Raw genomic sequence first — 13577 nt, forward strand, 5'->3', positions numbered from 1 at the left:
CGGGAACACAAGGGAGAGAAGGCGAAACCGTGCACCAGATGACACCTCCCCTCCCCGCGCCGGCCCCCCGCGCCGACCGTCCCGCCCCCGTGCCGAGACGGCGCCGGCCGCGCGGCCCGGCCGTCCCGGTCATCGACATGGCCGTGCTCGAAACCCGGCTGAACGAGTCGCTGGACGTGCTGCGCGACACCTACGCGCCCGCGCTCGGCTCCGGCGGCGGCTGGTACCACGAGCTCGCGCGGCCCGAACCGGGCACCACCGCGACGGCCCTCGGGCTGATGGCGTTCGTGGAGGCGGGACGTCCCTTCGAGTACTTCGACGACGGGCTGGCCTTCCTCGCCGCCCGGCAGACCCGCTCCGACGACGGGCTGCGCGACGGCGGCTGGGCCACCAAGACCAGCCTCGGCATGCCGGTGGTCGAGGCGACCGGCTGGATCGCGCGGTTCCTCGCCCGCGCCCGCTGCGACCTGCGCGACGACGCGCCCGACACCAAGCGCGCCTACCAGTGGCTGCTGCGCAACCAGAACCCCGACGGCGGATGGGGCTCGCTGCACGGCTGCCCGTCCCGCGTCTGGCTGACGTGCCTGGCGCTGCGCGCGCTCGCCCAGCTCAATCCCTACGACCCGGCGGTCGACCGGGGCGTGGAGTGGCTGACCGCCGACCGGACGGCGCACCGCCCCGGCTGGGGGCCGACGCCGGCGTCCCGCCCGACCGTCACCCACACCGCCTTCGTGCTGGTGACGCTGGCGGAGGCGCGCCCGGAGCTGCGGACGGAGCGGCTGCTGGACGCCTACGACTGGCTGCTGGAGAACCTCGACCCCGACGACGACCACACGTGGATCGAGACCTACGACGTCTCCCCGCACTGCACCGGCCCGCACGATTCCGGGCGGCACGATTCCGGGCGGCAGGGGGCGGGCGCCGAACCGGTGTGGCGGCTCGCCCTCTGGCACTACGGACTGCCGATCGCGCTGACCGCCCTGCTGCGGGACCCGCGCGGCCCGCACGGCCCTGTCGTCGCGCGGGCGTTCCGGACGCTGGTGCGCGGCGAGTTCGCCGACCCGCGCTGGAACGGCTACCCGGGCAGCGGGCGCACGTCGCTGTGGACGCTGTGGTGGCGGCTGGAGACGCTGATCACGCTGTCCCGCGTCCCGCTCGCCGGGAGCGCCGACATCCTGCACTGGCTGCCGGACGCGACGGTCGTCCAGCGGTCGCACGCGCGGGACCGCACGCTGGCCGAGCTGCTGCCGCCCCGCAGGATCATCGACCCGGTGGGGCTCGCGCGGCGGCACTGGGCGGCGTTCCTGCTGAGCCTCGTGTGCGTCGCGAGCGCGCTCGGCGTCGCGGCCGGCCTGTGGGGCTGGAAGGACTTCTGGCTGAGCGTGATCCTGCCGATCGTCCTCACCGGCATCGACGAGTCGGCGAAGCGGCGCACCCCGCGCGGCCCGCCGCCCGCCCCGCCCTGACCGGCCGGGGCGTCAGGCGCGGCGGGCGAGCTCCGCCTCCCCGGCGGCCCGCATCGCCGCCACCGGCACGTCCTCGCGGCCCGTCATCAGCGCCACCTGCCGGACGGCCTGGTGCAGCAGCATCGCGAAACCGCTCACGACCGTCCCGCCGGCCCGCTCCACCGCCGCCGCGAGCGCCGTCGGCCACGGCGCGTACACGACGTCGAACAGGGCCGCGCCGGAGGCGGCGACCGGTCCGGCGAACGCGTCGGCCGCGCGGCCGGGCAGCGTCGACACGACCAGCTCCACCGGAAGGTGGCCGGGCACCCGGTCGAGGGTCACGACGCGGACCGCGAGCCCGAACCGCTCCCCCACCTCGGCGGCGCCGGCGGCGCGCTCCGGTGAGCGGGCCGCGAGCACCGCCTCGGACGTGCCGAGCCGGGCGAGCGCGGCCAGCGCGGACGCCGCGGTCGCGCCGCCGCCCAGCACCAGCGCCGACGGCGGCGCCTTGAGCCCGGCCTCCGTCAGCGCGGTCTCGATGCCGTGCACGTCGGTGTTGTCGCCGTGCCGGCGGCCGTCCCGCAGGACGATCGTGTTCGCGCCGCCGACCTTCACCGCGAGGTCGGACACCGAGTCGGCGAGGTCCAGCGCGACGCGCTTGAGCGGCATGGTCAGCGAGAGGCCCGCCCATTCGGGGCCGAGGCCGTCCAGCAGCCCGGCCAGGCCGTCCTCGCCGCACTCGATCGCCTCGTACGACCATCTGCCGAGGCCCATCGCCGCGTACGCCGCGCGGTGCAGGACCGGCGACAGCGAATGCGCGATCGGCGAACCCAGCACCGCGGCCCGGCGGGCCGTCCCCCCGGTCACTGGTTCGGGTGCGCCTTCTGCCACTCCCGGAACTCCTTCTCGATGGCCAGCCGCTCCGCCTCCGTCGTGGCGAACTTGGTGACCTTGTTCGTCGGGTCGGTGGCGATGAAGTACAGCCACGTCCCGGGCTTCGGGTTCAGCGCCGCCTCGATCGCGTCCGGCCCGGGGTTCGAGATGGGGCCGGGCGGCAGGCCCGTGTGCTTATAGGTGTTGTAGGGCGAGTCGATCAGGAGGTCCTTCTCGGTGACCGTCAGCCGCCGCTCTTTCAGCGCGTACAGCACCGTGGTGTCGAACTGCAGCTTCATGCCCTTCTCCACCCGGTTGTAGATCACTCGGGAGATCTTCGGCAGGTCGCTGGGTTTGCCGCCCTCGGCCTGGACCAGGCTGGCCAGCGTGACGACCGTCGCCGGGTTCATCCGCGCCTCGCGCGCCTTGGCGACGAGGCCGGCGCTGGTCGCCTCCTCGTTGAACCGCTCCACCATCTGCTTGAGGATCCGATCGGCCGAGCCGTTCGGGTCGAGGTCGTAGCGGCCCGGGTACAGGTACCCCTCCACGTTGCCCTTCGCGTACGACGGCAGCCCCAGGCTCTTGCCGTTCTTCGCGGCCGCCTGGAACTCCTTCACCGAGATCCCGGTCTTCTTCGTCAGCAGCTCGAAGACCTCGGCCGCCCGGCGTCCCTCCGGGATCGTGATCTGGTTCCCGGCCCGCGACTTCGGGTTCAGCAGCAGCGCCATCGCCGCGGCCGACGACATCTTCAGCCGCATCTGGTAGAAGCCCGGCTGGATGCTGGAGGCCTTCGTCTCCTTGCTGTAGGCCTTCACGAACGCGCGGGCGCTCTTGACCACGCGGTGCTCCTGCAGCGTGGCCCCGATGGCCGAGCCGCTGGCGCCCTCCTTGATCTGGACCGTGACCTTGCCGGACCCCTCGCCCGCGTAGTCCGGCGGATGCCACTTGTCGTCCACCCACGCGTAGCCGAGGACGCCGCCGGTGCCGAACACCGCCACCAGGAACGCCATCGCGAACAGGGCCGCGGCCCGGCCGTTGCGCCGGCGGCTCTTCTGCCGTTTGCGGACGCGCCGCCGGTCCCGCCTCCCGTACCGCTCGCCCTGCGGCCGGCCGTCGCCGTAGGGATCGCCGTGCGGGTCTGAGAAGAGGTCCAAATCGTTCATGAGCTCCCCCGGACGATCTCTCCTGGGGGGCGCCCAGTCAACCGTTCCGCGTCGAGGGCCGCCTGCAGCAGGACCGCCGCGGCGGCCTGATCGACGACCTTGCGCCTCGCCTGACCATGTACTCCCCCGGCCCGCAGCCCGCTCTCGGCGGTGACGGTGGTGAGCCGCTCGTCGTACAGCCGGACCGCCTCCGGGGGAAGGCGGTCGGCGAGCATGGCGGCGAACCTGCGCGCCGCCTGCGCCGCCGGGCCCTCCCGGCCCGACAGCGACGTCGGCAGCCCGACGACGACCTCGACCGCCTCGTATTCGGTGACGAGCTCCACGAGCCGGTCGATGTCGCCCCTGCCGCTCTTCACGGTCTCCAAGGGGGAGGCGAGGATGCCGCCAGGGTCGCACTTGGCGACTCCGACGCGCACGCTCCCCACATCGATCCCCAACCGGACGCCCTGTCTCATGGCCTCGCTCCGCTCGGCGGCCTCCATGACGCCGGCTCCGGTCGTCTACCCCGTCGCGCCGGGCTCACGCGGCCCCTACGGCCCGTTCGACCGCGGCGAGGGCGTCGCCGACGGCCGCGGGATTCGCGCCGCCGCCCTGCGCCAGGTCGTCCTTGCCGCCGCCTCCGCCGCCGAGGGCCTTGGCTGCGAGGCCGACGAGCGCGCCCGCCTTGAGGCCGCGCTCGCGCGCACCCTCGGTGACGGCGACGACCACGACGGGGCGGTCCTTCGGCACGCCCGTGACCATCACGACGGCGGGCCGGGCCGTCAGCCGGCCGCGCACGTCGACGGCGAGCCTGCGCAGGTCGTCGGCGCCGGTGCCGGCCGGAGCGCGGTGCGCGGCGAACGCGATGCCGTTCACGTCCCGGGCGCCGTCGGCCAGCGACCCGGCGATCGCGAGCACCTGCTGGGAGCGGAGCTTCTCCAGCTCCTTCTCGGCGTCGCGGAGCCGGGTGACGACGCCGGAGATCCGCTCGGGGAGCTCCTCCTTGCGGGCCTTCAGCTGCTCGGCGAGCTGCGCGACGAGGACGCTCTCGCGGGCGAGGAACCGGAACGCGTCGATGCCGACGAGGGCCTCGACGCGGCGGACGCCAGCGCCGATGGACGCCTCGCCCAGCACCTTGACCAGGCCGAGCTGCCCGGAGCGGGCGACGTGGGTGCCGCCGCACAGCTCGCGGGAGTAGTCGCCGACCTCGACGACGCGGACCTCGTCGCCGTACTTCTCGCCGAACAGCGCGAGCGCGCCCATCGCGCGGGCCTCGTCGATCGAGGTGTGGAACGCGCGGACGTCCAGGTCGCCGACCAGCACCTCGTTGACCTCGTCCTCGACGTCGCGCAGCACGCTCGGCGGGACGGCGCCGGAGGCGGTGAAGTCGAACCGGAAGCGGCCCGGCGAGTTCTCCGAGCCGGCCTGCGCGGCGGACTCGCCGAGCGCGCGGCGGAACCCGGCGTGCACCAGGTGGGTCGCGGTGTGCGAGCGGGAGATCGCGCGGCGCCGCTCCACGTCGACCTCGGCGTAGGCGGTGTCGCCGGCCTGCGCCTCGCCGCTGCGGACGCGGCCGCGGTGCACGATGAGGCCCGCGAGGGGGGACTGCACGTCCGTGACCTCGATGACGGCGCCGTTGCCGAGCCGGATGACGCCGTGGTCGGCGAGCTGGCCGCCGCCCTCGGCGTAGAACGGGGTGCGGTCGAGGACGACCTCGACCTCGGTGCCCTCGCCGGCGGCCGGGGCGTTGGCGCCGTTGACGAGGAGCCCGACGAGGCGGGCGTCGCCGGCGAGGCTGCCGTACCCGGTGAAGTCGACCTTGCCGCCGGCGCCGGTGAGCAGCTCGTCCAGGACGGAGACGTCGAGGTTGCCGGTCTTCTTGTCGCGGGCGTCCTTCTTCGCGCGGTCCCGCTGCTCCTGCATGAGCCGGCGGAAGCCGTCCTCGTCGACCTGGAGGCCCTGCTCGGACGCCATCTCCAGGGTGAGGTCGATGGGGAAGCCGTAGGTGTCGTGCAGCTTGAACGCCTGGTCGCCCGCCAGCGTCGCGCCGCCGGACCGCTTGGTCTCCTCGACCGCCGTGTCGAAGATCGCGGTGCCGGTGCGGAGCGTCTGGAGGAAGGAGTCCTCCTCGGCGTCGATGACCGTGTGGATGTTCGCGGCGGTGCGCACCAGCTCGGGGTACTGCTCGCCCATGGCCTTGATGGCGACGGCGGCCAGCTCGTGCATGAGGCCGGCGTCCTGGCCGCCGAGCAGGCGCAGATTGCGGATGGACCGGCGCAGGATGCGGCGCAGCACGTAGCCGCGGCCCTCGTTGCCGGGGCGGATGCCGTCCGCGACCATCATCGTCCCGCTGCGGACGTGGTCGGCGATGACGCGCAGCGACACGTCCGCGCGGTGGTCGCGGCCGTACTTGGCGCCGGTCAGGCCGGCGGCGCGGTCGAGGATCCGCCACAGGGTGTCGGTCTCGTAGATGTTGTCGACGCCCTGCAGGATCGCCGCCATGCGCTCCAGGCCCATGCCGGTGTCGATGTTCTTGGCGGGCAGGTCGCCGAGGATCGGGAAGTCGGTCTTGCTCTCCCCCGGGCCCCGCTCGTACTGCATGAAGACGAGGTTCCAGACCTCCAGGTAGCGGTCCTCGTCGGCGACGGGGCCGCCCTCGCGGCCGTACTCGGGGCCGCGGTCGTAGTAGATCTCCGAGCAGGGGCCGCACGGGCCGGGGACGCCCATCGACCAGAAGTTGTCCTCCATGCCGCGCCGCTGGATGCGGTCGAGGGGGACGCCGACCTTGTCGTGCCAGATGCTCTGGGCCTCGTCGTCGTCCTGGAAGACGGTGACCCACAGCTTCTCCTCGGGGAACGCGAAGCCGCCGTCCTCGCGGGACGCGGTCAGCAGCTCCCAGGCGAACGGGATCGCCTGCTCCTTGAAGTAGTCGCCGATGGAGAAGTTGCCCAGCATCTGGAAGAACGTGGCGTGCCGGGTGGTCCTGCCGACCTCCTCGATGTCGGGCGTCCGTACGCACTTCTGCGCGCTCGTCATCCGCGGGGACGGCGGGGTGCGCTGGCCGAGGAAGTACGGCTTGAACGGGACCATGCCGGCGTTGACCAGCAGCAGGGTCGGGTCCTCGGCGACCAGGCTGGCCGAGGGCACCACCGTGTGCCCGCGCTCCTCGAAGAACTCGAGGAAGCGGCGGGCGACCTCTGCCGACTCCATGATCAGTGGCCATCCTTGTCGTCGTCGATGATCGTGTATCGCGCCTTCAGCACCCGGCGGGGCGGGGACCCCCGGTATCCGGGAACCTCGGCGTCCGGCGGAGCCTGGTCCATGCGGACGGCCTCGCGCAGTTCCTCTTCGCGGGCCTGCATCTCGGTACGGACGTCGGCGGCGAAATGCCTCAGCCGTTCTCCGGTGCCCTTGCCCGTCGCCACCGCCCGCATCGCGACCCCCTCCGGGGACAGGCTCCGCGCGACCGCCTCCACGCGCCGCTTCACGCGGTGCGTGACGTAGACGCCCGCACCGGCGCCGACCGAGACCCAGAACAGCCGCCTCACCGGCGTCCCCTCCCCGAGGAGCGGGCCTGAAGCTGCGGCCGGCCGGAGGCGCCGCGCGCCTCGCCGTCGCCGTTCTTGAGGACCTTGCGGACGCCGTAGGAGAAGGCCGCGGCCTTCACCAGCGGGCCGCCCACCACCGAGGTCATGACGGTCGTGACGGCCGAGACGTTCTGGGTGACGCCGGCGACCTGCTTGGTGATGACGTCGGTGCGGCCGAGCTGCTCGTTGGCGCGCTTCACCGTGTGCGTCATGTCGTCCAGCAGGGGGGCGGCCTGGTCGCCGATGTCGCGGACGACCTTGCCGGCCTCACCGAGGAGCCGGGAGAGCTTCAGCAGGGTCAGTGCGATGAAGGCGACGAGCACCGCCCAGAACACGGCCACGATGAGGCCTGCCAGCTGTCCACCAGTGAGCATCGGGCTTTCCGTTCGTGCGAATTCGGTTCGGGCCGTTGCGGCGTGACAGACCTTACCGGTCGCAACGCCGCAGTGGCGGTAGCACCGGCCCGGCGGGAGCGATCAGCGCCGGTCACCGGTGCCGCGCAGGACGGAGCGGATCCGCGCGAGGACCTCGGTGAAGCGCGCCTCGGCGCCGTGCCTGGTCGGGCGATAGTACTCCCGGCCGTCCACGGAGCCGGGCGCGTACTGCTGCCGGACGACGCCGCCGGGGTGGTCGTGCGCGTACTTGTAGCCCTCCCCGTGCCCGACCTTCGCGGCGCCCTTGTAGTGGGAGTCGCGCAGATGCCCGGGGACGGGCCCGGCGAGCCCCTTGCGGACGTCGCCGAGCGCCCCGTCCACCGCCATGATCACCGCGTTGGACTTGGGCGCCAGGGAGAGGTGGATCACCGCCTGGGCGAGGTTGATGCGCGCCTCGGGGAGGCCGACGAACTCGACCGCCTGCGCGGCGGCCACCGCGGTCTGCAGCGCCGTCGGGTCGGCCATGCCGACGTCCTCGCTGGCGTGCACGATCAGCCGGCGGGCGATGAACCGCGCGTCCTCGCCGGCCTCGATCATGCGGGCGAGGTAGTGCAGCGCCGCGTCGACGTCGCTGCCGCGGATGCTCTTGATGAACGCGCTGATGACGTCGTAGTGCTGGTCGCCCTCGCGGTCGTAGCGGACGGCGGCCCGGTCGACGGCCTTCTCCAGGACGTCCGCGTCGATCACGCCGCCGTCGTCGACGACGAGGGACGCGGCCTCCAGGTAGGTGAGGGTGCGGCGGGCGTCGCCGCCGGCCAGCCGGACGAGGTGGTCCTCGGCGGCGGGGTCGAGGGCCACCGCGCCGTCCAGGCCGCGCTCCTCGGCGAGCGCCCGGCGGATCACCTCGCGCAGGTCGTCCTCGCCGAGCGGCTCCAGCGTGAGCAGCAGCGAGCGGGACAGCAGCGGGCTGATGACGGAGAAGAACGGGTTCTCGGTGGTGGCGCCGATGAACGACACCCAGCGGTTCTCCACGGCGGGGAGCAGGGCGTCCTGCTGGGCCTTGTTGAACCGGTGGACCTCGTCGACGAACAGGACCGTCTGGCGGCCCGTCATGCCGAGTTCGCGCCGGGCCAGGTCGATCTCGGCGCGGACCCGCTTGACGCCGTCGCTGACCGCCGAGATCTCCACGAACCGGCGGGACGTGGCGTTGCTGACGACCGTGGCGAGGGTCGTCTTGCCCGTGCCGGGCGGGCCCCACAGGACGAGCGACATCGGCACGTCGCGGTCGACGAGCTGCCGGATCGGGGTGCCGGGGCCGAGCAGGTGGCCCTGTCCGACGACCTCGTCCAGCGCGCGGGGGCGCATCCGCACCGCGAGCGGCTGCTCCGCGCCGGGCGCGGCGGGGACGGCCGGGCGGGCCGGTGCCGTCCCGGGGGCCTCGGGGTCGCGTCCAGGCGCGTCGAAGAGGCCCTCCGGCTCGCCCGATTCCGCCCTGCTGGTCACGCTCCGACACTATCTCGCGGCACGGACACACCGGGACGTCCCGCGGCCGGGGGCCGGGGCCCGGGAACCCGGGGATAGGCTGCGGCGTTGGAACAGCCCTGAAGGCGCATTACAGGAGCGTGACGGTGTCTCGTACGGCCCCGCATCGGCGCCACGGGACGGCTGGACTGCTCGTGGCGCTGTTCGCCGTGGCCGGGCTGGTGTTCAGCTACGGGCTGGGCCACGGGCCGCCGCCGCGCGTGTGCACCGAGCACGCCGTGAGCGCGCTCGCCGGCGCCGCGGTTCCGGCGTCCCAGGGCCCGCACGACCTCGCGGGCGCGGCGCTCAGCGCGCCCGTGAAGCAGCCTCCGCGGATGCCGCTGGACGTGTGCCTGTGCATGGCCGCCCTGTTCACCCTCCTGCTGCTGGTGCTCGCGACCGCGCTGCGCCGGCCCCTCTCGCGCCTGCCCGCGCGCACCGGCTGGTCGCTCGCCCCTCCGCCCGGCGCGGCCGCCACCCTGGCGTACCCGCCCGTCCTCCAGGTGCTCCGGCTGTGATGAGCAGGCCGTAAGGCCGCACGCAGCGCACCGCATCGGCTACGCCGCGACGCGGTGCCTGCCCGCATCCCGGCACGCATCCACAGCACCCCTGGAGGACCGCTCTCATGTCCAAGAGCGCCCGCAACAAGAACGCCAAGAAGAACAAGCAGCAGACCAAGCCGAAGAACGTGCTGACGCAGCGCGAGATCCCGTGGGGCGGCATCGCCTTCTTCACCGTCATCGGCCTGGTCGCGGTCATCGCGATCGGCTACACGTTCATGCAGACCAGGACGTCGTCCGCGGACTCTCCGTCCATCGCGGGCCTGGTCGTCAAGGACGACCTCGGCCGCGACCACACCACCGAGGCCGTGAAGTACGAGACCGACCCGCCGATGGGCGGCGACCACGACCCCGTCTGGCAGAACTGCGACGCCCGCGTCTACGACGCGCCGCTGCGGAACGAGAACGCCGTGCACTCCCTGGAGCACGGCGCCGTCTGGATCACCTACCGTCCCGGCCTCGCCGCCGGCCCGCTCGACCTGCTCAAGGGCACGGTCACCGGCACCGGCTACACGATGCTGAGCCCGTACCCGTCCCAGGACGCGCCGATCAAGCTCACCGCCTGGGGCCACCAGCTGACGGTGGAGGACGCCTCCGACCCGCGCGTGAACGAGTTCCTGCGCGGCTTCGTGAAGGGCCCGCAGACGCCCGAGCCGGGCGCGGCCTGCGACGGCTCCAAGGACGCTCCGTGAGTCCGGGCGCCGCGGCACCGCGGGGGCGGCGGGTCACCGTCGTCCTCGCGGTGCTCGTCCTGATCGCCGGAGCCGCACTGGTGGCACGCGCCGTCACGCGCGGCCCGGGCACGGACGGTCCCGAGGCCGGGTTCGCCCGCGACATGAGCGCCCACCACGCGCAGGCGGTGCGGATGTCGTTCATCGTCCGGGACCGCACCGGCGACCCGGACGTCAAGCTGCTGGCCTACGACATCATCACCGCCCAGCAGGCGCAGATCGGCATGATGACGGCCTGGCTGGACGAGTGGGGGCTGCCGAAGGCCGACCCGTCCGGCCACATGCGCTGGACGTCCGGGCACGGCGGCCACCGGGGCGGCGCGTCCGCCATGCCGGGGATGGCGACCCGCGAGCAGCTCGGCGAACTGGAGAAGGCGTCCGGCCGGGCCGCCGAGGTGCTGTTCCTGCGGCTGATGATCGCCCATCACCGCGGCGGCGCCGGCATGGCGGAGGCGGTGGTGGCCCGCTCCGGCCACGACCGGGTGCGACGGCTGGCCCGCACGATGGTCACCGGGCAGCGGTCGGAGATCACGCTGATGAACGCGATGCTCCGGGAGCGGGGCGCGGCCACAGTGTGATCCAGGGCCGGCGACCTTCGCGATAGCGCTTGACAGCGCCGCCGGATCGCGGGTCACTGACCACCATGGCTCACAACCTCAGCGGCTACCACCGGGCCCTCGACCTCTTCGAGGGCCTGGTGGCCGGCGTCCCCCGGGACGGCTGGGACGCGCCGTCGCCCTGCGCCGGGTGGACCGCCCGGGACGTCGCCGGCCACGTGACCGGCGGCCAGTACCTGATCAGGGCGCTGGCCACCGGGGAGCCCGAGCCGGACGTCGACGCGGACCCGGCGCGGTTCGTCCCGGGCGACGTCCTGATGAGCTGGCGGGCGGCCCGCAAGGAGTGCGGCGCGGCGCTCACCGCGGACGCGCTGGCCCGCCTCATCCCGTTCGGCGGCCTCGGCGAGCTCCCGCTGAGGGACTACCTGGAGGGCTACATCCTGGAGCCGCTGGTGCACTCCTGGGATCTGGCGCGCGCGACGGGCCAGCCGTCCCGCCTGGACGCCGACCTCGTCCACCACGCGTTCGCCACGGCCCAGGTCGTCGCCGCCCCCCTGCGCGCCGCCGGCCGCCTGTCCGCGCCGCTGCCCGCGCCGCGAGGAGCCGACGAGCAGACCAGGATGCTCGCCTTCCTCGGCCGGACGGCCTAGCGGGTCAGGAGAACTCGGCGAGCGTGCGCTCGGCCTCTTCGAGCCAGGCGCGGCGGGCGCTGAGGGCCTCCTCGGCCTCCTTGACGTCCTTGTCGCGGCCGGCGTCGCGGGCCTTGCCGAGGCGCTTCTCCAGCTGCTCGATGGAGCTGCGCAGCTGCCCGACGGTGGCCTCGGCGCGGGCGCGGGCCTCGGGGTTGGTGCGGCGCCACTCGTTCTCCTCGGCGGAGCGGACGGCCTCCTCGATCTTGCGGAGCCGGCCCTCCAGGCGGTCGCGCTGGTCGCGCGGGACCATGCCGGCGGCCTCCCAGCGCTCCTGGACCGTCCGCAGCGCCTGCCGGGCCTGCCGGACGTCCCGGACGGGCAGCAGCCGCTCGGCCTCGGCGAGGATCTTCTCCTTCTCCTCGGCGTTGCCGCGGAACTCGGCGTCGCGCTCGGCGAACGCGTCGCTGCGGGCCTGGAAGAAGGTGTCCTGGGCGCCTTTGAAGCGGGCCCACAGGTCCTCTTCGGCGTCCCGGGAGGCGCGCCCGGCCGACTTCCAGCGGCGCATCAGCTCGCGGTAGGCGGCGGCGGTCTCGCCCCAGTCGGTGGAGCCGGACATGGCCTCGGCCTCGGCGACCAGGCGCTCCTTCTCCCGGCGGGACTCCTCGCGCTGGTCGTCGAGGGTGGCGAAGTAGGCCTTGCGGCGCTTGGTGAAGGCGTTGCGGGCCGAGGACAGCCGCTTCCACAGCGCGGTCTCGGTGGGGCGGTCGATGCGGTCGGCGGCCTTCCACTCCTCGACCAGCTGGCGCAGCCGCTCGCCGCCGTTCTTCCAGTGCGTCTCCTCGGCGGCGATGCGCTCGGCCTCGGCGACGATCCGCTCCTTGACCTCGCGGGCCTCGTGGCGGTGCTGCTCGCGCTGGACCTTGACCTCTTCGCGGCGCCGCCCGACCTGCTCGGTCAGGCCGTCCAGGCGGCGGGCGAGCGCGCCGAGGTCGCCGACGGCGTGCGCCCCGGCGACGGCCTCGCGGAGCCGGTCGATGCTCTGCTGGGCCTGGGCGGGCTGCAGATCGGTGGTGCGGAGCCGCTGTTCGAGCAGGCCGATCTCGGTGCTGAGCGAGTCGAACTTGCGCTTGAAGTAGGCCAGGGCCTCCTCGGGCGCGCCGGCCTGCCAGGATCCGACGACCCGCTCGCCGTCCGGAGTCTTGACATAGACGGTGCCGTCCTCGTCCACCCGGCCCCAGGGATCGGTCGCGCTGGACACCCTTGCCTCCTGAATCGCGGATCCGGACGACTCACGCCCTCCGGACCCTCCACACCTTAGTATCCCGTTCGCCTATTTCCCGGCGATCGTGACGTCCTGGATTTCGACCTTCTTCTTGGGCTTGCCGTCGCCCGCGGGCTCTGAACCGCCCTTGGCGATCTTCTTGAGCACGTCCAGCCCCTTGGTGATCTTGCCGAACACGGTGTAGTCCGGCGGAAGCTGCGAGTCCTTGTAGACCATGAAGAACTGGCTGCCGTTGGAGTCGGGCGCCTTGCTGTGCGCCATGGCGAGCGTGCCCTCGGTGTAGGTGGCGCCGCCGGTGTTCTCGTTCGCGAACCGGTAGCCGGGCGAGCCGCCGCCGGACGCCGTCGGGTCGCCGCACTGCAGGACGCTGAGGCCGCCGCTCGTCAGCCGGTGGCACTCGGTCTTGTCGTAGTAGTTCTTCTGCGCGAGGAACGCGAAGGAGTTCACCGTGCAGGGCGCCTTGTCGCCGTACAGCTGCATCTCCACGTCGCCCTGGTTCGTCTTCACCGTGGCCTGGACGATGCCCGGGTGCGCGGGCTTGCCCGGCGGGCGGCCGACGTCCTTGGCCACGCTGCCCTGCGTGTCGTCCTTGTAGACGCACTGCGGGCCGGCGGCCGTGGACTCATCCTCCTTGAACACCATGAAGGCCGCGGCGCCGGCGACGGCGACCGCCACCGCGGCGACCGCGCCGATGATCTTGAGACGGCGCGCCTTCGCGGCCTCCTGTGCCCGGCGCTGCTGCTGGCGCTCGTATCGCTGCCGCGCGAGCTCCTTCTTGCGGTCCTTCCCCGCCACGTGCCTCGCCTCTCCGGTGTGATCAGGTGAACGTGCAGCGCATAGTAGCGGTACCGGGGAGTAAAAGCGTCTCCGCGT

Annotated in this window: 14 protein-coding genes; 5 read left to right on the forward strand and 9 right to left on the reverse strand. The window is 73.3% G+C overall.

Going from position 1 to position 13577, the window contains the following annotated elements; all coding sequences use genetic code 11:
- Window positions 1-38 precede the first annotated feature (38 nt).
- Complete coding sequence (locus tag AL2_RS28945) at window positions 39-1466, forward strand: prenyltransferase/squalene oxidase repeat-containing protein (RefSeq protein ID WP_083947009.1); 1428 nt, start codon at window positions 39-41, stop codon at window positions 1464-1466.
- A gap of 12 nt (window positions 1467-1478) precedes the next feature.
- Here the strand turns inward: AL2_RS28945 and AL2_RS28950 are convergent, their stop codons facing one another.
- The 7 genes from AL2_RS28950 to AL2_RS28980 form a co-directional block, all read right to left on the reverse strand.
- Window positions 1479-2336: a shikimate dehydrogenase gene (locus AL2_RS28950; RefSeq protein WP_245667014.1), complete on the reverse strand. Its 858-nt coding sequence runs from the start codon at window positions 2334-2336 to the stop codon at window positions 1479-1481.
- Window positions 2309-3481, reverse strand: a complete 1173-nt coding sequence (mltG, locus tag AL2_RS28955) for an endolytic transglycosylase MltG (RefSeq protein ID WP_067639135.1) — start codon at window positions 3479-3481, stop codon at window positions 2309-2311. The genes AL2_RS28950 and mltG overlap by 28 nt, the downstream gene beginning before the upstream one ends.
- On the reverse strand, window positions 3478-3936 hold the full coding sequence (gene ruvX / locus AL2_RS28960) for a Holliday junction resolvase RuvX (protein WP_067639288.1): 459 nt from the start codon (window positions 3934-3936) through the stop codon (window positions 3478-3480). Before ruvX ends, mltG begins: the two co-directional genes overlap by 4 nt.
- Window positions 3937-4000: 64 nt before the next feature.
- Window positions 4001-6670 (reverse strand): alanine--tRNA ligase, encoded by a 2670-nt coding sequence (gene alaS, locus AL2_RS28965; protein WP_067639137.1) that lies wholly within the window; start codon window positions 6668-6670, stop codon window positions 4001-4003.
- 2 nt (window positions 6671-6672) lie between these two features.
- Window positions 6673-7008, reverse strand: coding sequence for a hypothetical protein (locus AL2_RS28970; protein WP_067639139.1), 336 nt, complete (start codon window positions 7006-7008; stop codon window positions 6673-6675).
- A complete protein-coding gene (locus AL2_RS28975) occupies window positions 7005-7421 on the reverse strand; it encodes a DUF948 domain-containing protein (RefSeq protein ID WP_067639141.1) in 417 nt (138 codons plus the stop codon). Before AL2_RS28975 ends, AL2_RS28970 begins: the two co-directional genes overlap by 4 nt.
- 102 nt (window positions 7422-7523) lie before the next feature.
- On the reverse strand, window positions 7524-8786 hold the full coding sequence (locus AL2_RS28980) for a replication-associated recombination protein A (protein ID WP_168444595.1): 1263 nt from the start codon (window positions 8784-8786) through the stop codon (window positions 7524-7526).
- Window positions 8787-9049: 263 nt separating this feature from the next.
- On the opposite strand from AL2_RS28980, the gene AL2_RS28985 reads away from it, so the two are divergent.
- The 4 genes from AL2_RS28985 (at window position 9050) to AL2_RS29000 (ending at window position 11440) form a co-directional block, all read left to right on the forward strand.
- Window positions 9050-9460 carry a hypothetical protein gene (locus tag AL2_RS28985; RefSeq protein WP_157438435.1) on the forward strand — a complete coding sequence of 137 codons (411 nt, stop codon included), beginning with the start codon at window positions 9050-9052 and terminating at the stop codon, window positions 9458-9460.
- A gap of 107 nt (window positions 9461-9567) precedes the next feature.
- Window positions 9568-10194, forward strand: coding sequence for a thioredoxin-like domain-containing protein (locus AL2_RS28990; RefSeq protein WP_067639147.1), 627 nt, complete (start codon window positions 9568-9570; stop codon window positions 10192-10194).
- Window positions 10191-10811, forward strand: coding sequence for a DUF305 domain-containing protein (locus AL2_RS28995; protein WP_067639154.1), 621 nt, complete (start codon window positions 10191-10193; stop codon window positions 10809-10811). Before AL2_RS28990 ends, AL2_RS28995 begins: the two co-directional genes overlap by 4 nt.
- Window positions 10812-10876: 65 nt before the next feature.
- A complete protein-coding gene (locus tag AL2_RS29000) occupies window positions 10877-11440 on the forward strand; it encodes a TIGR03086 family metal-binding protein (protein WP_067639156.1) in 564 nt (187 codons plus the stop codon).
- A 4-nt stretch (window positions 11441-11444) separates the two neighbouring features.
- Here AL2_RS29000 and AL2_RS29005 read toward each other — a convergent pair whose 3' ends face one another.
- Window positions 11445-12680, reverse strand: coding sequence for a DUF349 domain-containing protein (locus tag AL2_RS29005; protein ID WP_083947010.1), 1236 nt, complete (start codon window positions 12678-12680; stop codon window positions 11445-11447).
- A gap of 72 nt (window positions 12681-12752) precedes the next feature.
- Window positions 12753-13499: a peptidylprolyl isomerase gene (locus AL2_RS29010; RefSeq protein WP_067639159.1), complete on the reverse strand. Its 747-nt coding sequence runs from the start codon at window positions 13497-13499 to the stop codon at window positions 12753-12755.
- Window positions 13500-13577: the final 78 nt, after the last annotated feature.

This window comes from Actinomadura latina NBRC 106108 (assembly GCF_001552195.1).
Lineage (GTDB): Bacteria > Actinomycetota > Actinomycetes > Streptosporangiales > Streptosporangiaceae > Spirillospora > Spirillospora latina.